Here is a 24235-nt window from a genome sequence, read left to right on the forward strand (position 1 = left end):
TACAAAATTAGCCACAAAATAGCACTATATTACAAGATTAAAGAGGGCGTACATATGATTTGGAATTGGTTACGTAAGAAAAAAAAATCAAATAAACCAGAAGCAAACGAAACAGATAATCAGGAGCAGCATTCTAACAATCAAGAGGATGATAACAAAGAACAGACTAGAAGTATGAAACATAATAAAGGTAAAAATAACGAGCAAAAAGATTCTTCTCAGAATAAGCAACAAAGTGCTAAACAAGAGGATTCCTCTCAGGATAAGCAACAAAACGCTAAACAAGATGATTCCTCTCAGGATAAGCAACAAAACGCTAAACAAGGTGATTCGTCTCAGGATAAGCAACAAAACGCTAAACAAGATGATTCGTCTCAGGATAAGCAGCAAAGTGCTAAACAAGATGACCCTTCTCAGGATAAGCAACAAAACGCTAAACAGGATGATTCCTCTCAAGATAAGCAGCAAAGTGCTAAACAAAATGACCCTTCTCAGGATAAGCAACAAAACGCTAAACAGGATGATTCCTCTCAAGATAGGCAACAAAGTGCTAAACAAGGTGATTCGTTTCAGGATAAGCAACAAAGCGCTAAACAGGATGATTCCTCTCAAGATAGGCAACAAAGTGCTAAACAAGATGATTCGTCTCAAGATAAGCAACAAAGCGCTAAACAGGATGATTCCTCTCAAGATAGGCAACAAAGTGCTAAACAAGATGATTCCTCTCAAGATAAACAACAAAGTGCTAAACAAGGTGATTCGTTTCAAGATAAACAGCAAAACACTAAGCAAGATGAACCTTCTCAAAGTAAGCAACAAAGCTCTGGAGGTAATAGTATTTATGACTTTACAAAACCAGAAAAAGATCGTATTCATTCTTTACAAAATTTAATAGAGAAGCTGAAAAAGTCTAGTGATTTTGTAAATTATCATACATCCGACGATGAAACGATGCCTTATTGGATTTCTTACTATCGCCCTTCACTTGATGGAGAAAAATTACAAAAGTATTTAATGCCCACTCTTTTAGAACGACCTAACGCATCACTAGAAGAGCTTAAGGAACATATCCCGATGAGCGGCATTACAATTACGAACGACTTACAAAAAATTGAGGATATGGTTTTAAAGGGGCATGCGATTATTCAATTGAATCAGCAAGATCAAAAATGTATGCTTGCAAACATTGCAATTGATAATTATCGTGCACCAACCCCTCCTTTAAACGAATCAACTGTTATTGGTCCGCAAGAAGGTTTCGTAGAGGATATTGATACAAACATTAATTTAGTTCGAAAACGTCTTCCTGTTTTAGATTTACAAACAAAAGAAATGATTATCGGCGAGTTTTCCAAAACAAAAGTTGTCATGATGTATTTAGACAACCTTGCTGAAAAAGATAATGTAGATTTTCTAGAAGAGTCATTACGCGCTCTTGAATATGATCAAATTAATGATAGTGCTTATTTACAAGAATTAATGGGTGAAAAATCGATTTTCCCTCTCTATATCAATACAGAACGTACTGATAGAGTTACAAAAGCACTAATTGATGGAAAAATCGCTATTTTTGTTGATGGTTCTCCAAGTGTTTTACTAACACCCGTATCCTATTTTGATTTTTTCATTTCACCAGAAGACTATAACGTCTCCTGGATGTACGCTACATTTTCAAGGATTTTAAGATTAATTGCCGTTCTATTTTCAATTTGCGCTACACCGTTATACGTTGCAGTTTTAAATTATCATTATGAACTTATTCCAAGTGATTTACTTGAAACCTTAATTTTATCAAGAGCACAAGTACCATTCCCACCTTTAATTGAAGCACTCTTTTTAGAACTTGCGATCGACTTACTGAGAGAAGCTGGCGCGAGGTTACCGATGAAAGTTGGTCAAACGCTCGGTATCGTAGGGGGTATCGTAATCGGACAAGCATCTGTACAAGCAGGTTTAACGAGTAACATTTTATTAATTATCGTTGCACTATCAGCACTCGCTTCCTTTATTACACCTATTTATAAAATGGGTAATGCGGTTCGATTACTACGTTTCCCGTTTCTCATATTTGCAGAAATAGGAGGACTTTTCGGGATTTCACTTGGATTTATCTTTTTATTTACCCATCTATTTAGACTCACTTCTTTACGCAAGCCGTACGCTTTATTTTATCCAACAAGACAACAATCTGTTAAAGATTCTTGGATTCGTTTTCCTTTAACAATGATTGATACAAGAGATGTACAAGCAAGGCCACAACATGTAAAAAAAGCAGCGAAAGGAATTTCAACAAAGCATAGATCAGACTTTGATGATTAAGAAATGAGGTGCATTCGATGAGTAAAGTTCAAGAAAAATATCAAATATCTCCTATCTTTGTTTTCTTCTTAATTCACGGTGCACAGTTCGGTGCTGGCGTTCTCGGCTTCGCTCGAATCATCGCAAAGGCCGCTGGATACGACGGATGGATGGGAGTTATAATCACAGGAATTTTAATCCACATTCTTATATGGATGATGTATGTCTTATTAAAAGAAACAAATGGGAATTTAGTTGATTTACATCGGCAAACATTTGGAAAATGGCTAGGAAATGGCATTAGCATCATCTTTATGGCTTATTTTTTAATCGTTAGTATTTCAGTCATCCGAACATATGTTGAAATTATTCAAGTATGGATGTTTCCTACCGCTTCTACCTTTATGTTAACACTCTTTTTATGCTTAGTTAGCTATTACATTATCTCTTCTGGATTTCGTGTAATTACCGGTATTTGCGTCATCTCTGTTGGTGGTACATTAGGATATTTATTTCTAAGCTTATTCGTTTTGAAATATTCACATTGGGATAATTTACTACCTATATTCACACATTCTTTTTCAGACATTTTAAAATCCGCTCAACTGTCAATCTACAGTATGACCGGTTTTGAGATTTACCTCATGGTGTATCCATTTGTGAAAAAGCCTATGCAATCTCATAAATACGCTCAGTTTGGAGCACTATTTTCAAATCTTCTATATTTATTTAGCACCCTTTTAGCCTTTGCATTTTTTAGTGAAAAACAATTGTTAAAAACGATATGGGCCCAACTTTCTATGACCCAAGTTATTCAATTACCATTTATAGAAAGACTCGAATATATTGCAATTTCAGGCTATGCACTCGTTATTATTTCAAGTTTTATCCTCCCTTTATGGGCGTCAATGAGAGCAACTCATGAAATATTCCGTGTAAAACAAAGGGGTGTTTTAATTGCTTTTATCTTTATCACTCTCATTGTTTCGCAACTTTTAACAAACAGACACGATATTAATAACTTTATTAGTAATGTATCAAAGGTTAGTTTTTGGCTCATTTATGTATACATCCCAATCCTATTTATTATTGTGTGGGTGAAAAGAAAATGGAAAAAATCAAAAGCACAAGCAAATTAATACTTATTTCTTGTATAACATTCTTCAGTCTAATTGGATGTTTACAAAAAAATATTATCGACGATGTACAACTTATTCAAGGATCCGTATTTGACGTTGCAAAAGATAATAAAGTAAAAGTGACATTCGTTTGTCCCATTCAAAAAAAAGGAAATAAAGTTCAAGTTTTTGAAGGCAGTGCAAATGCGGTAAAACAAGTAAAAGCAGACACATCTTTAGAGTCTTCTCAACCTTTTGCTAGTGGACAAATGCGTGTCGCTCTATATACGATAAGACTTGCCAAAACAGGAATGTCTACTTCATTCGATACATTACTCCGAGATGTGAATATAGGGAACGCTTTATATGCTGCTTTATTAGATGGGAATGGTACTGAACTTTTAAAAGGCAAATATTCGACTTCATACAACGTTGCAATTTATATAAAAAAATTGCTAGAACATAACATGGAGACCGGACCTTTACCAGCGGATAATCTACATATAGGAGCATTTCGCTATTATCAAGAAGGAAAAGACTACTATATTCCCATTCTAAAGAAGCATGGTGATAAAATAAAAATTACCGGAATTGGCCTTTTTAAAAAGGATAAATATATCGGTAAAATTGCGGAAAAAGATATGTTCATATTTAAAGGACTATTAGAGAAACATAAATTAGATTCACATGAATTTAAAACAGATTCTGCGTACGTAATGATTAATAATATTCGTTCTGTTCCAACTTACGATATAAAAATTAAAAACGGAAAGCCTTCTTTTTTCATTCACGTTCGTCTTGATGCACGTATTCAAGAACTATCAAAACAAATTAACTTAGAAAATAACAAGAACACAAAAAACATTGAAAAAGATGTACAAAAACAATTAGATAAACAAGCTGCTAAGTTAATTAAGCAATTTAAATCTTTAGGCGTCGATCCTCTCGGGCTAGGTGCAAAGTATAAACAACATTATCGCCCATTCAAATTAGAAGAATGGAGACAAATGTATAAAGATGTTCCGGTTCATATAAAATACATCGTAAATATTACAAATTCTGGTGTTATTGAATGAGAAATGATTGAACTCCTCTCTCCAGCATGATACAACGGAGAGAGGAGTTTTTTATTATCAAATAGAGAGAGAAGATATTTATGGGGGAGCTTATGTCTAAAAAATTAGTAAAGCCTATTTTAAATGGTATTTTATTTCTCGGCGTCTTTTTATTTGCTCATACATACTTAAAAAATGTTTCCTTCACACGTTACTTACTTGTCGTTATACCAATGTTACTCGTCGGTATTTTTGGCATCGATCTTATTTCATCGCTTTTAATAAAAAAAGAAGAATAACGAGCGAACATCTTATTTCGATAAGATGTTCTTTTCATTTCATAATCACCTTATGTTACAATAAACTTCGGCATAACGTAAGAAAGGATGAAACAACATGACAAACGAAAAAGGTTTAGATAAAGGATACGAACTTGTTGCGAAAATGCATGAAGTATTCGGACATCCTGTGACAAATACTCCAACAAAATTAACAGAAGAGCGTGCAAAAATCCGTGCAAGTTTTATGCAGGAAGAACTAGAAGAATTTCTAGAGGCAACGACTGTTGAAGATCAATACGATGCACTGATTGACCTTATTTACTTTGCATTCGGAACGTTTGCAGAAATGGGCGTACGTCCAGATAAAGGATTCGAAATTGTAAACAACGCCAACATGGCAAAACTATTCCCTGATGGGAAGCCTCGATTCCGTGAAGGCGACGGTAAGATTCTAAAGCCAGAAGGCTGGCAAGCACCGGAACCACAACTTCGTGCTGAAATTGAACGTCAGCGTCAAGAAGCTGAAAAAAACTGCTAGGATTTCCTAGCAGTTTTTTATTATGGCTTTTTTTCTGCCAATCATTAATGACCCACGTGCCCTGCGTGTCCTGCTGCTCCACTAATACTAGCTGCTCCTGCTGCTGCCCCTGCTCCTCCTGCTCCAATTCCACCTGTCCAAGGAGAAGATTGTTGTTGTTGATATTGCTGATATTGTTGGTGCTGTTGGTGCTGTTGACCTTGGTGTCCATGATGTTGACCTTGGTGTCCATGATGTTGGCCTTGGTGCCCATGATGACCGTGTTGGCCTTGATGACCTTGGTGATGGTGGTGACCTTGGTGTCCATGATGTTGGCCTTGGTGTCCATGATGTTGGCCTTGGTGGTGATGTCCATGGTGACCATGTTGGCCTTGGTGAGTTTGATAAAGAACAGCTTGCGGATGAATGTGGTGGTGACCGTGGTGATGTACTTGTTGCCCCTGATGACCATGTTGACCTTGATGATGGTGATGACCATGATGGCCGTGTTGACCTTGATGGTGGTGATGACCATGATGGCCGTGTTGACCTTGATGGTGGTGATGTCCATGATGGCCGTGTTGACCTTGATGGTGGTGATGTCCATGATGGCCATGTTGACCTTGATGGTGGTGATGATGACCATGGTAGCCGTGAACTACTTGCGGATATCCACCTACTCCTCCTGCTACAACACCTACTCCCGGTACAGGAAATCCTGTCTGTACTCCTCCAACGAAAGATGGAAATGCAGTTGGTACGCCTACTGGTACTCCTCCCGCTGCTCCGCCAACAAATGTTGGGATTCCAGTTTGCACTCCGGCTACCGATGATGGAAATCCTCCTGTTAATGTTGGAATTCCAGTTTGTACACCCGCTACTGATGTAGAAAACCCTCCAGGTGTTCCGCCCATCCAGCTCGGAATTCCACCGTATCCTTGTTGTCCTCCTCCCATTAACATCATTTGTTCATAACTATCCGATCCACTCCCGAAGAAACCATGTGGTGCATTATTGTCCATCCCTTTCATTCCTTTCACCTCTTCTACTCAATTTAGCCTACCTTTTTTATCATATTTCCTATAGAAGAATAGGTGTTTGTCTGCACTAGAATTCCGCTTCTTTTTCTTCATTCATGATAAAATTAATTAACTGAATATTTTTTCTAGGAGGTATTTATATTGAAGAATGTAACAAAGGCTTCTATCAATGATTTAGATTCAATCGTCCATATAGATATTGACGTAATTGGAAACGATAGTAGACGAAATTATATTAAGCACACTATCCGTGAAGGCAGATGCATCATTGTAACAGAAGAAAATTCTATCTCTGGCTTTCTAACATACGATACAAATTTCTTTGGTTGTACTTTCCTCTCATTAATCATTGTTTCACCAACTAAAAGAAGGCAAGGCTATGCAAGCTCGTTAATCTCATATATGTTAAGTCATTCTCCTACTCAAAAAATATTTTCTTCAACGAACGAATCGAATGAAAGTATGCAGAAAGTATTTAACTCGAATGGTTTTATACGTAGCGGAATAGTTGAAAACTTAGATGAAGGTGACCCTGAGATTATTTTCTATACAAAAAAGCTCAGAACATAAACGCTCTGAGCTTTTTCAAATGATTTAGTTTGCAACAACGTTAACAAGTTTTCCAGGAACAACAATTACTTTACGAACTGTTTTCCCTTCAATTTGGTCTTGAATTGCTTCAAGTGCAAGTTGTTCCATTTCTTCTTTTGATGCGTCTTTACTCATTGTTAGTTTTGCGCGAACTTTCCCCATAACTTGAACAACGATTTCAACTTCATCTTCTACAAGTTTAGACTCATCAAATGTTGGCCAGCTTGCATATGTGATTGTTTCATTGTATCCAAGTTTGCTCCATAGCTCTTCCCCGATATGAGGTGCAACTGGTGCAATCATTTTTACGAAACCTTCTACATATTCTCTTGGAAGTGTTTCAGCTTTGTATGCATCGTTGATGAATACCATCATTTGAGAAATCGCTGTGTTGAAGCGAAGCTCTGCATAGTCTTCTGTTACTTTCTTCACTGTTTGATGGTAAGCTTTTTCAAGCTCTTTATTTGGTGCGTCAGTAATTTTCTCACTTAATTCACCGTTATCTTGAACGAATAGACGCCATACGCGGTCTAGGAAACGACGAGCTCCGTCAAGACCATTTTCAGACCAAGCGATTGAAGCATCTAATGGTCCCATGAACATTTCGTATAGACGAAGTGTATCTGCACCGTGGCTTGCTACGATATCATCAGGGTTTACAACGTTACCTTTTGATTTACTCATTTTCTCGTTGTTTTCACCTAGAATCATACCTTGGTTGAATAATTGTTGGAACGGTTCTTTCGTTGGAACTACACCGATATCGTATAATACTTTATGCCAGAAACGAGCATATAGTAAGTGAAGTACAGCGTGCTCTGCACCACCGATATAAATATCAACTGGAAGCCATTGTTTTACTTTTTCAGGATCTACAAGTGCTTCGCTATTGTTTGGATCGATGTAACGTAGGTAATACCAACAGCTACCAGCCCATTGCGGCATTGTATTTGTTTCACGACGACCTTTTTTACCAGTCTCAGGATCAACAACATTTACCCACTCGTCAATGTTAGCAAGTGGTGATTCACCTGTACCTGAAGGACGGATGTTTTCTGTTTTCGGAAGAACTAATGGTAATTCCTCTTCTTTCACAGCTGTCATTGTACCATCTTCCCAGTGAATTACTGGAATTGGCTCACCCCAGTAACGTTGACGGCTGAATAACCAGTCACGTAGACGGTACGTTACTTTTTGATTTCCTGCGCTCGTTACTTCAAGCCATTCAATCATTTTTGCGATTGCTTCTTCTTTATTTAAACCATCAAGGAATGCTGAGTTTACGTGTGCACCATCACCTGTGTACACTTCTTTCGTAATATCTCCGCCTTTTACAACTTCCTTCATTGGAAGATTAAATACTGATGCGAATTCATAGTCACGCTCATCGTGAGCTGGAACTGCCATTACAGCACCTGTTCCGTAAGTTGCAAGAACATAGTCAGCAATCCAGATTGGTAATTTCTCACCGTTTACTGGGTTAACTGCGTAAGCACCAGTGAATACACCAGTTTTTTCTTTCGCAAGTTCTGTACGCTCTAGATCACTCTTCATTTTTACAGCGTTAATGTAAGCTTCTACCGCTTCTTTTTGTTCTGCTGTTGTAATTTCTGCAACAAGTGCATGTTCTGGAGCTAGTACACAGTATGTTGCACCAAATAATGTATCAGGGCGCGTTGTGAAAACTGTGAATTTCTCGTCTGTACCATCGATGTTGAAGTGTACTTCTGCACCTTCAGAACGACCGATCCAGTTACGTTGCATATCTTTTAAGCTTTCAGGCCAATCAAGCTCATCTAGATCTTCTAATAGACGATCTCCGTAAGCTGTAATTTTTAACATCCACTGTCTCATCGGACGACGCTCAACTGGATGTCCACCACGCTCACTCTTACCGTCAATGATTTCTTCGTTTGCAAGTACTGTACCAAGTGCTGGGCACCAGTTTACAGGTACTTCATCAACGTAAGCTAAGCCTTTTTCAAATAGTTTTAGGAAGATCCATTGCGTCCACTTATAGTAGTTTGGATCTGTTGTATTTACTTCACGGTCCCAATCGTAAGAGAAACCTAATGATTTAATTTGGTTACGGAACGTATTAATATTATGCTCTGTAAATTCAGCTGGGCTGTTTCCAGTATCAAGTGCATATTGCTCTGCTGGAAGACCAAATGCATCCCATCCCATTGGATGAAGAACGTTATATCCTTGCATACGCTTCATACGAGATAAAATATCTGTCGCTGTATAACCTTCTGGATGTCCTACGTGTAAGCCTGCACCTGATGGATATGGGAACATATCTAGTGCATAAAATTTTGGTTTTTCTGTCTCATCTGGCGTACGGAATGTTTTATTCTCTTCCCAGTACCCTTGCCACTTCTTCTCAATTTCTTGATGATTAAAGCTCATGAGATACCCTCCTTGAAATTCTATTTATTTTCACCGCCCAAAATACAAAGAACCTCTCATCCCTAAAAAGGGACGAGAGGTTATAGATTCCCGCGGTACCACCCTAAATTAATGTACAAATATACATTCGCTTAGATCCGTAACGTGGATTAACGGCAATTGCTACTATTAGTTTCACAACTGCAACTCAAAGGCGAGTTCATAACGAAACGTGGATTGACTTGCACCGACCGTCAACTCTCTAAACCAGCTTCTATTACTACTACTCCTTCTCACTGTTATTACACATATAAGTTACGTGAACTATCCTTCACCTAGTATCTCTTAAGAGCTTACTTAAAGCGAGGACTTCTCGGTTAATCGTTACTCTTAATAACTAACGAATTCATCTTAAGACAGCCGAGCTATCTCCCTTGTTCTAAAGGTTGTTTTATTTAAATATATTCTAAAACATGTTACATGTTCCGTCAAACTAAACTGCAATTTTTTCTTCAACTGTTTCTTCTACTTTTACTCGTTTATCATAAATGCTCGTTGCTATAAGCGCTACTACAAGCATTACCATGATTGCTATAAACAATACTTCCATATTGTATAAATCCACAATTGCTCCGCCAACGACCGGCCCGAACATTTTCCCTACAGTCGCCGCACTATTTACAACCCCTTGATAAAACCCTAATTTATCTTTTGGTGCAAGTATATTTGCAATCGTTGGAACCGCAGGCCATACAAATAACTCACCTATTGTTAATGTTACCATCGCAACGAGGAACATCGTAAATTGTTGCGCTTGACTTAACACAATGAATGAAGCTGCAAAAATGAAGATTCCAATCATAATTTGCTGTTTTAAAGAACGCTTCATCCAGCGAATTAGCATACTAACAAGTGGCTGTGCACAAACAATCATTGCTCCGTTTATCGTCCATAATAAACTATAGTGACGAAGGCTAATATTCAATTCTTGCATATGTGTTGCAATCGCTCCTTGCCACTGTACGTATGTAACCCAGCATAAAGCATATGCTACACACACGATAAGAAGTGCTTTAAATCCAGGTGTAAGTGACCAACCTTTTTTCATTTCCACTTCTTTTTGTACTCCTGGCTCCTTCTTGTCTTCCATACCACGAAATCCAATAAAAGCAATTAAGAAGAAAACAAAGTATAAAATAAAGTTCGCTAAGAAAATATAATCAAAACGATACGATGCAACTAATCCACCACATGCTGTTCCAATCGCAATACCAACATTTTGTCCAACGTACATCGCATTAAATGCCCGTCTTCCGCCTTCTGGCCAAACCGTACCAACCATCGCATACATCGATGGGAAGACCATTCCAGAACCGAAGCCGATTAACGCTAGCCATACAACATATAACGGCCAACCGTGGAAGAACACAAGACCTAAAATTGATACAAGTGTAATCACTATCCCTACTAAAGTTGATTTATAACCGCCCCATTTATCAAATAAAACACCGCCGAGCAAGTTTCCGATTACACCAGTAAGCGAGTTGATCATTAATACCATTCCGGCCACAGATAAAGATTTTCCCAAGTGATCATGTAAATAAATTGTATTAAAAGGCCATAAAAAAGAAGCACCCGTGACATTAATAATCATCCCAGCTACTAATAGCCATACTTTCCTTGGCATAGCTTCCCCTCCTATTCTATTTTTTTCGTTCATATATATAACAGTAAAATTGTAGTCGTTTTTAAATAGGAAGGCAACTGATTAATAGTTGATGAAATTCAGATAATAGTTCGTCGGTAAATGAATTTATATTGGTTGCTTCTTGGATTATATCAGCGATTATCAGAATATATCGGCGCAACTACAAATATATCAGCGATTATTAAAATATATCGACTTACCGACAAAAAACGACAACAGTAACAATATATAAAAGGGTAGACTGCATGAAATTTTCATGCAGTCTACCCTTATTTGTACTATCCAACTTCCTTTTCTCGCTTCACACGTTCTTTAGCACTCCATTTAAACACCTTATCTAGTAGCGAGTATATTCTCCCAGATTCTTTCGTTAACAAAGGTCCTAACGATGCTAATATTAAAACATACAAAGCTGAGAACGGTTTAATCGCTGCCATTAAGCCACCCGCAATTCCAATATTCGCGACGATAATAGAAAATTCTCCGCGTGATACAAGTGTTAAACCGATATTCGTAGAAGCCTTATGCGATAACCCAGCTTTACGCCCCGCAACCATTCCAGCAGTAAAATTACCGATAAGAGTAATGAAAACTGCTCCTAATGCCAACCACACTGCTCCGCCAAGTGAAAATGGGTCTATACTTAAACCGAAGCTGAAAAAGAATATAGCTCCAAAGAAATCACGAAACGGAACGACAAGCTGTTCAATTCGATCACTATGCTCTGTTTCAGAAAAAACGAGTCCTAGTAATAATGCTCCAATTGCCTCTGCAACATGAATCGTTTCTGAAAATCCTGCTACAAAGAACAAAATAGCGAATATTACAATAATAAAAATTTCATTGGACGAAATATCTAACATTTTATTTAAAAACCGTGTAGCTTTTCTAGCAACTACAAAGAATAGTAGCATATAACCTACTGCGATTAAAATAGATGTAAGAGCACCTACAAATGATGTTGCCCCTCCAAGTACTAATCCTGAAACGACTGATAAATATACCGCTAAAAAAATATCATCAAACATAATGATTCCTAAAATTAGCTCCGTCTCTTTATTACCAGATCTTCTTAAATCAACAATTACTTTCGCAACAATTGCACTCGATGAAATTGTTATGATCCCAGCAATAATTAATGTTTCTAATAAGGGGAAACCCATTATATATCCGTAAAGTAAACCTAATATAAAATTAAGCGATATATGAACAGTTCCCCCAAAAGCAATTGATTTTCCTGATTTAATTAATTTTTTAATTGAGAATTCTAAACCTAAGTAAAATAGGAGGAATATGACGCCAACACGGCCGAGGAAGGAAATAACTTCTCCACTTTCAATAAATCTTAAATCGATAAGCCCTAAATCTGGGGCATGAGGCCCCACTAGCATACCGAGTATAATAAGAAACGGAATAATCGAGAACTTTAACTTTGCAGCGAGAATAGCTGCAAAAGCGACTAATACTAACGCAGTTCCAACTTCAAAGATTAAAGTATCCATCGATTATGAATCCCCTCCTACTGAAAGCAACTCATTAATAATTCTTTTCACTTCATGTCTTTCACCTGATAATACGAGCATATCGCCAGCTTCAATGATAGAATCTGGGCCTGGATTAAAGAACTTCTTCATATTCTTTTTCAAAATGGCAATAATCGTTACGTTATATGTGTTTCGAACATGTAAACTACCAATTGTTTTTTGTGCAACTGGTGCATTATTTTCCACCTTAAACCACTCAATTGATAATCCCTCAAAAGCCATTTCAATCGTATCTAAAGCTTGTGGCCTATATACCATTCCGCCCAATATAGCTGCAATTTGTCTCGCTTCAGAATCACGAAGAGAGACGCTTGAAATACTCTCTTCATGATCAGCATCAAAATGGTACATTTCTCTTCGGCCATCATCATGAATAACGATAACCATCTTTTCATTACCTTTTGTAATCACTTCAAACTTACATCCAATACCCGGCAGTTCACTCTCTCTAATATTCATATTTTCCGCCTCCTAATTTTTTAGTTACGGCTTTTATAAATCGACATCAATCTCCGTTTTAAAGCTCTCATCCTTTGAGATACCTAAATACTTTAGTGTCTCTGATGGAGTCGCGTGATGAAAATGTTTTTGCAATAGTGCAATCGCTATCCCTCTTTTGTACGCATGAAATCCGAACGTTTTTCGCATTGAATTCGTTCCGATTTTACCAACAACTCCAACTGCTTCTGCAGCATTATGAATTACACGATACGCTTGTTGGCGCGTAATTGAATTTGGCGTTTTATTAGATTGGAATACGTAATTTTCTCTTTTAACGCCAATAGATTGTACGTAATCTAAAAGCGCTTCTTTTACTTTTGTATTTAAATAAATATCTTGTTTAAATTTTTCATCTTTCACAGGAAGAGCATAAAACTCTTTAACAGTCCCGTCTTCATTTAATACATCTTCAAATTTCATGCTAAGTAGTTCTGTAATTTTTAATCCTGTGTTAATTCCAATAACAAATAAAAGATAATCTCGCTGGGAGTGCTCTTTTAAATATTTTTTCATAGCCTCAATTTGGCTTATATCTTTTAATGCCTCTACAACTTCCATACATGTATTCTCCTCATCTTATGAACGGTAATTTTCTCATTATGTTGTCCATTTTACCTTATCATGCTATGAGATTTCCATGTGTTATCCATTATTTTCACAATATACTCAGGTGGTTCTGAAAACTTTCAATGTGGAAACTTACGATTGTATAAATACGTTGCGGTAAAAAAATGTGGGGATAAAAGTTCAGCTTCTTTCTACAGATTGGATTCCTCCTTTCCTTATACAGCTACTTCTACTTTTATATTACGTTACTTACTTACATTATATTATACATTTCAGTAACATTAAAGTGTTTTTTCTGAAAATAATAAAAACCGAGCGTTTTTGCTCGGTTTTTATTATTAATCTTCTTTCGGAAGAACAATTCCTTTATACAATTGAACTGTAATGAAGTAATAAATCGCATAAATAACTACGAAAATTACGATTGGTATCCAAATACGGAAGTACGGATCGATTAAAATAAATCCGAAAATATTCATACCAACTAATACGTGAGCGATACCCACAATTGCTGGGAATAAGAATACTAAGAATAGCTCTTTATAAATCGATTTCGTTAATAACTCACGGCGCACACCGATTTTACGAAGCATTTGATAACGCGTAATATCTTTTGATGCACCAGAAAGAATTTTAAACATAAGACAGCTTGCCATCATTGCTAAGAACGCAATTCCAAGGAAGAATCCCATAAATACTGTTCCAGTCGCAATGCCATAGAACCCACTATAAGCTTGATATTTACTATCCATTTGTTCAGCTTTTACATTTTTATATTTATCTAGCTGCAACTCGTCAAGTTTTTTCCATTCTTTTTTATATGTTAAAAAATCATCTGTTTTTCCGATAAATGCTATACCTTCTTTACCATTTATCCCATCATACATTTTTTGATCTACAATTTTAATTGCATGATCATTGTATAAATAATATGGATGGATTGTACTAAAAGCATCTGTCCATTCCGCTGAAAGTTCTTTAGTATTCGCATCTTTTTGATTCATCTCTCTAGAAACTGCACCTACCGGTAGTTCCTCTGAAACTTTTTTCGTATTTACTAAATCCTTCATAGACTTCATCTTTGCCATATCTTTTACGAAAGGACGATTTTTCTCTAAATCTTCTTTTACATAGTAAACGTATTTATCATCAACTTTGTAACGATATTCGCTTTTCTCTTTAAATGTAATACCATCTAAAATTTTCTTTTCTTCAGCTGTTGGATTATGAACTACTGAATCATATATTACTAAACCATCTACCATTTTTATAACGTTATTTTTAAATGCCATACCACCTGAAATTGCACCAGCTCCAAGTGCAACTAACATTGCCACTGTTGCAAGTACTTTTGTTAAACTATTAATTCGGAAGTTTAATTGTGCAAATGTAAAAGCATTAAGTCCTTTTTCACTACGCTTTTTATTACTTTTTAACTTTTTAATAATGACTGGAAGAAGTGAGCCAAATAGCATGTAAGTACCAGCTGTCGTTGTAATTAATGCAATAAGGATTCCCATCTCTTTTAGTTTTTCCATATAGATCATAGATGCATAACCTATACCTAATAAAATAACAGCAAGGAATGCCACTACAACTGTCTTTTTACCTTTTACTGCAACACGCTCTGTTTGTGCATCTGCATGTACTAGTTGCAATACAGAAATACGTGACAATTTAATACTGTTCATAATTGCTGATAATACAAATAGTGCAAAGAAGAAGATGCAAGTAACAGTCATAGATGGTAGATAAAATGCTTTATACCCTTCACCAGCAAATTCAAGCTGTTTCATTAATAACTGTCCAATACCTTCTGCAAGTCCTACTCCAACTGCAATCCCGATTGCAAGAGACGCAGCACCTAATACGATTGTTTCAATAAACATAAGTAATGTAACTTTATGTTTTTTCGCACCTAACATCATATACATACCGAACTCTTTTTGACGAAGAGATAATAAGAAAGAGTTTGCATATAAAATGTAGAAGAACGTTATAATTGCTAATAAAAATGATCCTGCTTGGAATACGAATCCAATAGATTTAATCACTGAATTAGATTCTAAAAATGCTTTATTCAGTGCTAACGTTTGGAACATGTAAAAAATTGAAATCGACATGACAAGACCGACAAGTAAGACGATATAATCTTTCAGCTTACTTTTCAGCCCCGACATGGAAAGTTTAAATAACATACTGGAACCTCCTTTCTTACGCCTTTTGTGTACCTAAATCTGCAAGTACATCTAAAATTTCTTTGTAGAACTCTTCACGCGTACCACCGCGATGAATTTCTTTATATAGCTCACCATCTTGAATGAATAAAATACGCTGACAGTAACTTGCACTATATGGATCATGCGTAACCATCATAATCGATACGCCTTGATCTTTATTTAAGTTTGTCATCGCATCAAGTAAACTCGTTGCATTTTTAGAATCAAGCGCTCCTGTTGGCTCGTCCCCTAAAATAATTGCCGGCTCATGCACTAAAGCACGCGCTGCTGCTGAACGTTGTTTCTGTCCACCAGATACTTCAGATGGATACTTTTGAAGTATTTCTGTAATCCCTAACATATCCGCTACTTTTTCTACTTTCGGTCCAATATTACGTGATGCGACACCTTGAAGAGAAAGTGGAAGTGCAATGTTTTCATAAATAGATAAGTTCTCTAATAAGTTAAAATCTTGGAAGATAAATCCTAATTTTTGCGAACGGAAATCTGAAAGCTCACCTTGCTTCATTTTTGTAATATCCGTTCCCGCAATTTCAACAACGCCACCTGTTGCCTTATCTAACGTTGAAATTACATTTAATAATGTCGTTTTACCGGAACCAGATGGTCCCATAATTCCAACAAACTCACCCTCTTGAATTGAGAATGAAACACCCTTTAACGCGTGTGATTGGTTCTCACCTTTTTTACCGTACACTTTTTGAACGTTTTTCACGTCTACAACTGGTTTCGTCATATATATCCTCCTACGCTTGTTTTTCCATTACCTATTTTGCGCTTTTTAGAAGTGAACTGCTATTTGTTAACATTACAATTACCTTACACTTTTGTAAGATAGAAAATGGATGCGTGTAAGGTTGGCTTTTCATACTAGTTCACATTTCGACATAGTAAATCGGTAAATGAAATTATATCGGCGATTGTTAAAATATATCAGCGGTTCTTACACTTTTATCAGCGATTTTTCAAATATATCGGCGATTCTTACACTTTTATCAGCGATTACCAAAATATATCGACTTATCGACAAAAGATGACAATAAAAATAGGCTGTTCCGCGAAAGGAACAGCCCACTGATTAAAGTTTCACTTTATTTCTTTAAAGGTGTTACCGTCCAGTACGTAATAACACGCCAAACCCATTCTAATGGACCCATTTTAAAGATTTTCATCCAAATTACACTAAACACAATTTGAATTGCATAAATTGCGATACATACATATAGCGTCTGCATGTATGTTAAGTTACCTGCAAAGTTAAATACACTACCAGCAATTAAAATCATTGCCGTTTGTCCGATATAATTTGTTAAAGCCATACGACCGTAGTATTTCAATGGTGCTAATAATGTTTGAACTGGTTTTAACTGAAGTAATAAAATTAATGCTCCTACATAGAAAGCTGAAATAATTGGTCCAACAGTAATACCAATTTTTAGAAACTGGCTTGCAGCATCCATTGTTCCATCTTCATTCATCAATATCATATTTACAAATGGGCCAGCAGGCACGTGTCCATATTGATACCATACAGCTGCCACACTTAAAACAAACATAATGCCTGTAAAAATAGCGACTTGCTTTATGTTTTTTGAAAGATTTTCAAATACACGATATTGTCCTGCAGCAAGACCTAATAAAATTAAACCAAGTGGTAATAGTTCTTTAACACCCATTACACTAAAGGCTATTGTCAAAATAAGACCAATTACTAAGTTCGCTTGTTTTTTCGCTTTATAAAACGGTAAAACGATTAATCCGCAAATTGCATATAACGTTAACGCTTCTCCAGGCTGAAACATGTAATGAATCAAACCAAAAATAAATAATGCAACTACGCGGCGGAAAAATAGAACATATCCATTTTTCCCTTTCGCAATCGCTCTTGTAATGAAGATATAGAATCCCACTCCAAATAAGAATGAGAAAATCGAGAAGAAACGACCTTCTACAAATAAGTATAGAAACCTTTGATAGCTAGCATCTACTGTATTAGGATCTGGAGTTTTAATATTAAGTAGTGCTAAAATATTTACTAAAATAATCCCCAGTAATGCGAAGCCACGAATGTAATCTAACTCATCAATTCGTTTGTTTGTAATATTGTTCCCCATAAAGCAGCTCCTTGTCCAAAATTTAATCCTCCCTTACTCTACTGGAAAAGGACAATTACAACTATCGGCAAACCTTACAGAAATCTTACACTATTGTCATATAGCAAAATAAAACCAGGTCATATTTCGACCTGGTTTACTCTGATTGTTTTGATTTTTGAGGTTGTCCTTTTTTACTATTACGCTGTTTTACTTGAACAATGGGATCAAGTTCATTCGAAAACTCAGCGTTATGTCCATTTTGTGTTTTTTGCTCTGGGTTATTTTGATCTGAACGTTTCGCCATTACATTCACTCCTTATTAGTGCGGTGTAATAATCATTTGATGTTGCAATTGGCGAATTGCCATACGTGCTCTATTTAATTGCTCACGTTGCTCATCATTCGCATGTTGTTGCATCGTTTGTAAATCGTTATACGCTTGTTCTAATTGTAACTGTGCATCTGAATACTCCATCGTATTGTAATGCTCTTGTCTCATGCCTTGTTCTAATTGTTCTTTTGCATATTCCACCGCTTGTTCCGCTTGTGTAATATACGATTCAAGTGATTGACGCTCTGCCATAATTGTCCCTCCTTGCTTCAATTCCCCTTTAGTGTGTCCCTTCCATCTCTACCTTATGAGTATGTTATAATGGATTTTGTTTCATTTTGACTCGGCTTAGGAGGGAAAATAATGAAGGTTCAAAACCCTTTTCCATATACAAACGACAATAAACGTTATCATACATGGAATTACCATTTACGAAATGAATTTGGTGAAAAAATCTTTAAAGTTTCATTAGATGCTGGCTTCGATTGTCCGAACCGTGATGGTACAGTTGCTTACGGTGGTTGTACATTTTGCAGCGCTGCCGGATCTGGCGACTTCGCTGGTGATCGCCGCGATGATGTTATAACACAATATCATGAAATGAAAGAAAAAATGCGCTCAAAGTGGAAAGATGGAAAATGTATCGCTTATTTCCAAGCGTACACAAATACACACGCACCACTTGAAGTGTTAAAAGAAAAATTCGAACCGCTTCTAGCAGAAAAAGATGTTGTCGGTCTTTCTATCGCAACTCGTCCAGATTGTTTACCAGACGATGTCGTTGAATATTTAGCGGACTTAAATAAACGTACGTATCTTTGGGTTGAACTTGGACTACAAACCGTTCATGAACGCACTGCAAACCTTATTAATCGCGCTCACGATTATCCGTCTTACGTGGAAGGCGTAAATAAATTACGTAAGCACGGCATTAGAGTTTGCTCTCATATTATTAACGGTCTTCCACTTGAAGATTACGACATGATGATGGAAACAGCTCGTGAAGTAGCGAAACTTGATGTACAAGGAATTAAAATCCACTTACTTCACTTATTAAAAGGAACGCCAATGGTGAAGCAATATGAAAAAGGACAACTCGAATTCCTTTCTCTTGAGGATTACGTAAGTCTTGTTGTTGACCAACTTGAAATTATTCCAGAAGACGTAATTGTGCACCGTATCACAGGTGACGGCCCACCTGATTTAATGATTGGTCCAATGTGGAGCTTAAATAAATGGGAAGTATTAAATTCCATCGATGCAGAATTTGTACGCCGCGGAAGCTGGCAAGGAAAATATGCAAATGAGGAGAAACAACAATGAAATTAGAACGTGTATTACCGTTTGCTCGCACACTGCTGCAAACGGCTGTTAAAGAAGGCGACTACGCTGTAGATGCAACACTTGGAAATGGTCATGACACTTGCTTCCTAGCTGAAATTGTTGGGGATAGCGGAAAAGTATTTGGATTTGATATTCAAAAAGAAGCGATTGAAAGCTCAACAACTCGTCTAAAAGAAAAAGAACTTTTTGAACGTACTGTTTTAGTTCACGATAGTCACGATACACTTCTATCCGTACTACCAGAAGACGCAAAAGGAAAAGTAACAGGCGCTATCTTCAACTTAGGTTACCTTCCTGGCGGTGACAAGCATATCGTTACAAAACCAAACTCAACAATTTCGGCAATTGAACAATTACTAGAAGTAATGGCACCTGAAGGTATCATCGTCCTCGTCATTTACCACGGACACCCAGAAGGACAAGTAGAACGCGACGCTGTTCTCAAATTTGCAGAAGAACTAGACCAAAAACAAGCTCACGTACTGCGATATGGCTTCATTAACCAGCAAAATAATCCGCCATTTATTGTGGCGATTGAGAAACGATAAAGTGAAACTTTAATCAGTGGGGGGAATCCCCACTGATTATTAGTTGAACCAATCGGGCATTTATGGGCAGTTTATCTCCCACCTAACATCTTTGCTCCAGGCGAATTTTAAGGTGGGAGTTTTACTGCCCGTTAATGCGGGGTAATATATCAACGATTTTTCAATTATATCTATCGTAACTCGGGATATATAAACGATTTTTTCGATATATCTATCATAACTTACAATATATCAACGATTTCTCGGATATATCGACGATTCGACAAAACATAACAAAAAAAGACGTGCACTCATTGCACGTCTTTTTGTTATTCTCCTATATAATGGATATATACACTATTTAAAGAAAGAAGGATAGAACTTTGCTAGTAGAACTAAGGGGAATTCAAAAGAAGTATAGCAAATCACTTATACTAGACAACATTGATTTATCCATTCCAGAAGGAGAAGCGCTCGCTATTATCGGCGGGAACGGGACTGGAAAAAGTACTCTGCTCAAAATAATTGCAGGATTTATTTCACCTACGGCAGGGACACTCAAAAGAAAAGAACATATACAAATTGGTTATGTACCTGAACATTTTCCTGAAGGAATTCGTTTTACATTAGCGGATTATTTATTTCATCTCGGCTGCATTCACGGCTTATCAACAACATATTTAAGAAATAAAATTCCGATGCTCCTTGAGACTTTTCACTTACATCATGCAAGACATTCCGTTGTACGAAACTTTTCAAAAGGTATGAAACAAAAAACAGGTATTATGCAAGCATTACTTACGGACGTCCATTTATTAATTTTAGATGAACCGCTTTCTGGGCTCGATCCTAACTCTCAGCAAGAATTAGAACATATTTTACTCTCATTAAAACAACAAGGTATATCTATACTCTTCACATGTCACGAAAAACAACTATTAGAAAACTTCGCCGATAGAATTGTGACGTTAGCAAATCATACAATTGTAGAAAATACCTCTGCACAAAAAGTAGCGGAACAGGTCTATATTGAGGCAATCGTTCACGACACATTTTCAGCAATAGAACTACAAAAGCAATCCGGTTTTATACACGTTGCACACAATGCAAATCAAAATCTTATTCAATTACAAATCGAAAAAGAATATACAAACGAAATACTTCAGTTTTTATTACATAAAAAAGCATCTATCACACTGCTACAACCTAACTTTTAAATCGAAAGAAGGTTTATTATGTTTGCGCTTATTCGTTACCATTTTCTCGACTATACAAAATCGTATAAGTATGTCCCTCCTATTGCGATGTACTTTGTGAGCTTGCTTTTTGTATATACATATAAACCGACTCCTATTGTACCGACATATTTAGAAACAGCTCTCGCGCTTTATTTATTATCTGCCTGGATTACGGTCACAATTTTTCATACTGAAGACCCTGTACAAGAACAAATTACTATTTCTCACACAAATAATATTTCCGCATTATATGTTGGTAAATATATTACAGCTCTTCTCATTTGTACTGTATTATCTTTTATATCCGTAATCTATCCAATTATTTTGCAAATGTTTAATGAAAAAATGACAGTTTCTTTATTTCTAGTCGGATTTCTCTCTCACATGTCTTTCTCTATACTAGGAATTTCAATCGCAACATTATTTACTAGAAATATGATTCAAAAAACAGGCACTGCTTGGCTTAGCCTTACCTTTATATTGCTTATAACGATCGCATCTATCCGGTTTAAAAAAGAGTTATTATGGTTTTTACCACCTGTCGAAAGCTTTCTAATGCTTGGCCAATACAAATATAATATACTGACTCACACACTATGGCTCACAGCTTGGGCTATCGTATATTCATTTTTATTATTTACCTTATTTCTTTTTATCGTTCGCAAAAAACGTTTTTAATTACATATTAAAGGAGACGACACAATGATCGGAATACTAGCAGGAATGGGTCCAAAATCAACTGGACCATTCGTCGATACAGTTGTAGCAGGGTGTCAAACAATATACGGAGCAAAGCATGATATGGACTTTCCTCATATGATGATTTATTCATGCCCAACACCGTTTTACATGGATCGCCCTATTGATCACGAAGCGATGAAAAAAGCGATTATTGAAGGAGCACAAAAACTTGAAAGTACTGGCGCAAGCTTTATCGCTATGCCGTGCAATACGGCGCATCTTTATTTTGAAGAATTACAGCGTTCTCTTTCTATCCCGATTTTAAATATAGTCGATGAAACGTTACAAGCAATTCCTGAAAATATAAAAAGAGTCGCTCTTCTCGCAACAGAAGCAACTGTTCAATCTAGGATTTACCAAGATGGGATTACAAAGCGTAATATAGAATACATTCATCATGAAAAATGGCAGGAAAGCATTAATCAAATTATTACTTGCATTAAATCTGGAGAGATTGAAGAAGCTCGCGAATTGTGGAATGCGCTCGTTTTACAATTGAGAGAGGAAGTTGATACGGTAATTATCGCATGTACCGATTTGAATGTGGTGGCGAGTGAGGATTTTGTTGATTCCTCTCAATGTCTTGCGAAAGCGGTTGTTAGGATGTACTTATCAAATATAAAGAGATCTTCATAAACATAGAAAACACTCCTTCTAAAATGTGTTTTATGTTTAATAAAAATCCCACAAACTTTTAACTTTCTTCACAATTCTTTCAAAGTAATCACACTTAATCTCGCTATATTAAATAAGTAGTTATTCATATAGGGAAGGTTAGGGGAACTAAGAGTATGAAAGTAAATCGTTCGCTTCATTACATTTTTTGGCGTTGGCATTTTTATGCTGGGCTTTTTATTACGCCGCTTCTTATTACTTTGTCACTGAGCGGAATTGGGTATTTATTTCGGGAGGAAGTTGAAGATTTCATCTATAAAGATTTATATTTTGGGAAGAGCGCCCAAACAGAGTCTATTTCGATGTCTGATTCTATTTCCTTAACCGAGAAAAAATATCCACATTATAGTGTGGCGAAAATTAGTGAGTTTAATGGGGATTATAATACAAGACTTACGATTACAAATGAATATACAGGGCAACAAAAGTATGTATATTTAGATAGCAATAATCAAATTGTCGGAGATCAAAACGCAAGTGAAACGTTTGCCAATATAATGCGGGAATTACATAGTTCTCTTTTAGTTGGTGGCACTGTCATCAACTATACTGTAGAACTTGCGGCGTGCTGGACAATCTTTTTAATTGTAACTGGTTTGTATATGAGTATACGACAGTTCAAAAACACACCAGTATCCAATAAGCGAGAAAAAGCAAAACGACGTCATTCTATTATCGGTATTATATTTACAATTCCACTCGTTCTGCTAGTCGCATCTGGATTGCCATGGTCAGGATTTATGGGTAACCAAATTTATAAAATTGCGTCGTCGAATGAATCGCTCGGATATCCGAAATTGTATATGGCGCCGCCTGAATCAAAGGTAAAAGAATTGCCATGGGCAACAAGAAAAGAAGCTCCTCCTGAATCGGATTCAAATGAACCGAAAGCTATTTCTGTCGATGAATTACAAAAAGGAATTGAAATAAAGAAGCCATACGTTATCTCACTACCAGCTGATCCGAAAGGTGTATTCACTGTTTCGAAATCGAGCGGTTCTGGTATTACAGGTATGCATGTTGCACCAAATGAAGAGATAACAGCTTACTTTGATCAATATAGCGGAAAGCTTATTTCCAAAACGGACTATCGTGATTATGGATTACTTGCACAATGGTTCACTTACGGCATCCCGCTTCATGAAGGACATTTATTTGGATGGCCAAATAAAATATTATGCTTACTAACAACATTATCTCTACTACTTCTTATTTATTACGGAGTAAAAATGTGGTTAGCAAGAAAGCCGAAAGGAAAATTAGCAGCACCTCCAAAACAAAGAGATAAGAACAGTATATTCGTTTTCTTTATCATGATGGTTATACTGGGCGCTGTCATGCCTTTATTTGGATTATCTGTATTAGTGATTTTTGCGATTGAACTTCTTATATATGTATTTTCAAAAATACAATCATAATGAAAAGAAAACCA

Annotated in this window: 23 protein-coding genes and 1 other annotated feature; of the genes, 12 read left to right on the forward strand and 11 right to left on the reverse strand. The window is 36.5% G+C overall.

The genetic code is table 11. From position 1 onward, the window contains the following. Positions 1-54 precede the first annotated feature (54 nt). The 5 genes from N2V80_RS23610 to N2V80_RS23630 all read left to right on the forward strand — a co-directional run bounded on the left by N2V80_RS23610 (position 55) and on the right by N2V80_RS23630 (position 5290). Positions 55-2319 (forward strand): spore germination protein, encoded by a 2265-nt coding sequence (locus N2V80_RS23610; RefSeq protein WP_080450823.1) that lies wholly within the window; start codon positions 55-57, stop codon positions 2317-2319. A gap of 17 nt (positions 2320-2336) precedes the next feature. Beyond that, a complete protein-coding gene (locus tag N2V80_RS23615) occupies positions 2337-3437 on the forward strand; it encodes a spore germination protein (protein WP_000049056.1) in 1101 nt (366 codons plus the stop codon). After that, entirely contained in the window at positions 3407-4492 is a 1086-nt protein-coding gene (gene gerHC, locus N2V80_RS23620; protein WP_061654607.1) for a spore germination protein GerHC, read from the forward strand. The genes N2V80_RS23615 and gerHC overlap by 31 nt, the downstream gene beginning before the upstream one ends. Before the next feature lie 92 nt (positions 4493-4584). Continuing rightward, positions 4585-4770 (forward strand): hypothetical protein, encoded by a 186-nt coding sequence (locus N2V80_RS23625; RefSeq protein WP_000038781.1) that lies wholly within the window; start codon positions 4585-4587, stop codon positions 4768-4770. Positions 4771-4867: 97 nt separating this feature from the next. Continuing rightward, positions 4868-5290, forward strand: coding sequence for a hypothetical protein (locus N2V80_RS23630; protein WP_000180554.1), 423 nt, complete (start codon positions 4868-4870; stop codon positions 5288-5290). Between the two features lie 44 nt (positions 5291-5334). Here N2V80_RS23630 and N2V80_RS23635 read toward each other — a convergent pair whose 3' ends face one another. Next, a complete protein-coding gene (locus tag N2V80_RS23635) occupies positions 5335-6300 on the reverse strand; it encodes a hypothetical protein (protein ID WP_061654608.1) in 966 nt (321 codons plus the stop codon). Between the two features lie 150 nt (positions 6301-6450). On the opposite strand from N2V80_RS23635, the gene N2V80_RS23640 reads away from it, so the two are divergent. After that, positions 6451-6879, forward strand: a complete 429-nt coding sequence (locus N2V80_RS23640; protein ID WP_000800325.1) for a GNAT family N-acetyltransferase — start codon at positions 6451-6453, stop codon at positions 6877-6879. Positions 6880-6903: 24 nt separating this feature from the next. Here the strand turns inward: N2V80_RS23640 and leuS are convergent, their stop codons facing one another. The 10 genes from leuS to N2V80_RS23690 form a co-directional block, all read right to left on the reverse strand. Then, positions 6904-9312, reverse strand: a complete 2409-nt coding sequence (leuS, locus tag N2V80_RS23645) for a leucine--tRNA ligase (RefSeq protein ID WP_000009466.1) — start codon at positions 9310-9312, stop codon at positions 6904-6906. A 65-nt stretch (positions 9313-9377) separates the two neighbouring features. Beyond that, positions 9378-9597, reverse strand: a binding site (T-box leader). Positions 9598-9784: 187 nt separating this feature from the next. Further along, on the reverse strand, positions 9785-10978 hold the full coding sequence (locus N2V80_RS23650; protein WP_001137554.1) for an MDR family MFS transporter: 1194 nt from the start codon (positions 10976-10978) through the stop codon (positions 9785-9787). A 299-nt stretch (positions 10979-11277) separates the two neighbouring features. Beyond that, entirely contained in the window at positions 11278-12501 is a 1224-nt protein-coding gene (locus tag N2V80_RS23655; protein ID WP_000380174.1) for a cation:proton antiporter, read from the reverse strand. 3 nt (positions 12502-12504) lie between these two features. Continuing rightward, on the reverse strand, positions 12505-13002 hold the full coding sequence (locus N2V80_RS23660; RefSeq protein ID WP_061654609.1) for a cation:proton antiporter regulatory subunit: 498 nt from the start codon (positions 13000-13002) through the stop codon (positions 12505-12507). A 33-nt stretch (positions 13003-13035) separates the two neighbouring features. Further along, positions 13036-13602 carry a tyrosine-type recombinase/integrase gene (locus N2V80_RS23665; RefSeq protein ID WP_000454205.1) on the reverse strand — a complete coding sequence of 189 codons (567 nt, stop codon included), beginning with the start codon at positions 13600-13602 and terminating at the stop codon, positions 13036-13038. A gap of 347 nt (positions 13603-13949) precedes the next feature. After that, the gene (locus N2V80_RS23670) at positions 13950-15809 is read right to left on the reverse strand and encodes an FtsX-like permease family protein (RefSeq protein WP_061654610.1); all 1860 of its coding nucleotides are present in this window, start codon (positions 15807-15809) and stop codon (positions 13950-13952) included. 16 nt (positions 15810-15825) lie between these two features. Next, complete coding sequence (locus N2V80_RS23675) at positions 15826-16587, reverse strand: ABC transporter ATP-binding protein (RefSeq protein WP_000165837.1); 762 nt, start codon at positions 16585-16587, stop codon at positions 15826-15828. 355 nt (positions 16588-16942) lie between these two features. Then, positions 16943-17965, reverse strand: a complete 1023-nt coding sequence (locus N2V80_RS23680; RefSeq protein ID WP_000527734.1) for a DUF418 domain-containing protein — start codon at positions 17963-17965, stop codon at positions 16943-16945. Between the two features lie 136 nt (positions 17966-18101). Beyond that, positions 18102-18251 carry a hypothetical protein gene (locus N2V80_RS23685; protein WP_001129340.1) on the reverse strand — a complete coding sequence of 50 codons (150 nt, stop codon included), beginning with the start codon at positions 18249-18251 and terminating at the stop codon, positions 18102-18104. A 15-nt stretch (positions 18252-18266) separates the two neighbouring features. Beyond that, positions 18267-18530: a YtzC family protein gene (locus N2V80_RS23690; RefSeq protein ID WP_000840871.1), complete on the reverse strand. Its 264-nt coding sequence runs from the start codon at positions 18528-18530 to the stop codon at positions 18267-18269. A gap of 111 nt (positions 18531-18641) precedes the next feature. Here N2V80_RS23690 and N2V80_RS23695 point away from each other — a divergent pair, with 111 nt between their 5' ends. The 6 genes from N2V80_RS23695 (at position 18642) to N2V80_RS23720 (ending at position 24221) form a co-directional block, all read left to right on the forward strand. Next, positions 18642-19601: a TIGR01212 family radical SAM protein gene (locus N2V80_RS23695; RefSeq protein WP_000868034.1), complete on the forward strand. Its 960-nt coding sequence runs from the start codon at positions 18642-18644 to the stop codon at positions 19599-19601. Then, on the forward strand, positions 19598-20170 hold the full coding sequence (locus N2V80_RS23700; RefSeq protein ID WP_000764497.1) for a class I SAM-dependent methyltransferase: 573 nt from the start codon (positions 19598-19600) through the stop codon (positions 20168-20170). Before N2V80_RS23695 ends, N2V80_RS23700 begins: the two co-directional genes overlap by 4 nt. Before the next feature lie 362 nt (positions 20171-20532). Further along, positions 20533-21366: an ABC transporter ATP-binding protein gene (locus N2V80_RS23705; protein ID WP_061654611.1), complete on the forward strand. Its 834-nt coding sequence runs from the start codon at positions 20533-20535 to the stop codon at positions 21364-21366. An 18-nt stretch (positions 21367-21384) separates the two neighbouring features. After that, positions 21385-22065 carry a hypothetical protein gene (locus N2V80_RS23710; protein WP_000457775.1) on the forward strand — a complete coding sequence of 227 codons (681 nt, stop codon included), beginning with the start codon at positions 21385-21387 and terminating at the stop codon, positions 22063-22065. A gap of 24 nt (positions 22066-22089) precedes the next feature. After that, the gene (locus tag N2V80_RS23715; protein WP_061654612.1) at positions 22090-22764 is read left to right on the forward strand and encodes an aspartate/glutamate racemase family protein; all 675 of its coding nucleotides are present in this window, start codon (positions 22090-22092) and stop codon (positions 22762-22764) included. A 155-nt stretch (positions 22765-22919) separates the two neighbouring features. Continuing rightward, entirely contained in the window at positions 22920-24221 is a 1302-nt protein-coding gene (locus N2V80_RS23720; RefSeq protein WP_061654613.1) for a PepSY-associated TM helix domain-containing protein, read from the forward strand. The last annotated feature ends 14 nt before the right edge of the window (positions 24222-24235 follow it).

Source organism: Bacillus sp. FSL W8-0640 (assembly GCF_038007725.1).
Classification (GTDB): Bacteria; Bacillota; Bacilli; order Bacillales; family Bacillaceae_G; genus Bacillus_A; species Bacillus_A cereus.

Excerpts from the sequence above, each read along its gene's own strand:
- N2V80_RS23610 (WP_080450823.1), top strand. The coding sequence starts at position 55 with ATGATTTGGAATTGGTTACGTAAGAAAAAAAAATCAAATAAACCAGAA.
- N2V80_RS23615 (WP_000049056.1), top strand. The coding sequence starts at position 2,337 with ATGAGTAAAGTTCAAGAAAAATATCAAATATCTCCTATCTTTGTTTTC.
- gerHC (WP_061654607.1), top strand. The coding sequence starts at position 3,407 with ATGGAAAAAATCAAAAGCACAAGCAAATTAATACTTATTTCTTGTATA.
- N2V80_RS23625 (WP_000038781.1), top strand. The coding sequence starts at position 4,585 with ATGTCTAAAAAATTAGTAAAGCCTATTTTAAATGGTATTTTATTTCTC.
- N2V80_RS23630 (WP_000180554.1), top strand. The coding sequence starts at position 4,868 with ATGACAAACGAAAAAGGTTTAGATAAAGGATACGAACTTGTTGCGAAA.
- N2V80_RS23635 (WP_061654608.1), bottom strand. The coding sequence starts at position 6,300 with ATGAAAGGGATGGACAATAATGCACCACATGGTTTCTTCGGGAGTGGA.
- leuS (WP_000009466.1), bottom strand. The coding sequence starts at position 9,312 with ATGAGCTTTAATCATCAAGAAATTGAGAAGAAGTGGCAAGGGTACTGG.
- N2V80_RS23650 (WP_001137554.1), bottom strand. The coding sequence starts at position 10,978 with ATGCCAAGGAAAGTATGGCTATTAGTAGCTGGGATGATTATTAATGTC.
- N2V80_RS23655 (WP_000380174.1), bottom strand. The coding sequence starts at position 12,501 with ATGGATACTTTAATCTTTGAAGTTGGAACTGCGTTAGTATTAGTCGCT.
- N2V80_RS23660 (WP_061654609.1), bottom strand. The coding sequence starts at position 13,002 with ATGAATATTAGAGAGAGTGAACTGCCGGGTATTGGATGTAAGTTTGAA.
- N2V80_RS23665 (WP_000454205.1), bottom strand. The coding sequence starts at position 13,602 with ATGGAAGTTGTAGAGGCATTAAAAGATATAAGCCAAATTGAGGCTATG.
- N2V80_RS23670 (WP_061654610.1), bottom strand. The coding sequence starts at position 15,809 with ATGTTATTTAAACTTTCCATGTCGGGGCTGAAAAGTAAGCTGAAAGAT.
- N2V80_RS23675 (WP_000165837.1), bottom strand. The coding sequence starts at position 16,587 with ATGACGAAACCAGTTGTAGACGTGAAAAACGTTCAAAAAGTGTACGGT.
- N2V80_RS23680 (WP_000527734.1), bottom strand. The coding sequence starts at position 17,965 with ATGGGGAACAATATTACAAACAAACGAATTGATGAGTTAGATTACATT.
- N2V80_RS23685 (WP_001129340.1), bottom strand. The coding sequence starts at position 18,251 with ATGGCGAAACGTTCAGATCAAAATAACCCAGAGCAAAAAACACAAAAT.
- N2V80_RS23690 (WP_000840871.1), bottom strand. The coding sequence starts at position 18,530 with ATGGCAGAGCGTCAATCACTTGAATCGTATATTACACAAGCGGAACAA.
- N2V80_RS23695 (WP_000868034.1), top strand. The coding sequence starts at position 18,642 with ATGAAGGTTCAAAACCCTTTTCCATATACAAACGACAATAAACGTTAT.
- N2V80_RS23700 (WP_000764497.1), top strand. The coding sequence starts at position 19,598 with ATGAAATTAGAACGTGTATTACCGTTTGCTCGCACACTGCTGCAAACG.
- N2V80_RS23710 (WP_000457775.1), top strand. The coding sequence starts at position 21,385 with ATGTTTGCGCTTATTCGTTACCATTTTCTCGACTATACAAAATCGTAT.
- N2V80_RS23715 (WP_061654612.1), top strand. The coding sequence starts at position 22,090 with ATGATCGGAATACTAGCAGGAATGGGTCCAAAATCAACTGGACCATTC.
- N2V80_RS23720 (WP_061654613.1), top strand. The coding sequence starts at position 22,920 with ATGAAAGTAAATCGTTCGCTTCATTACATTTTTTGGCGTTGGCATTTT.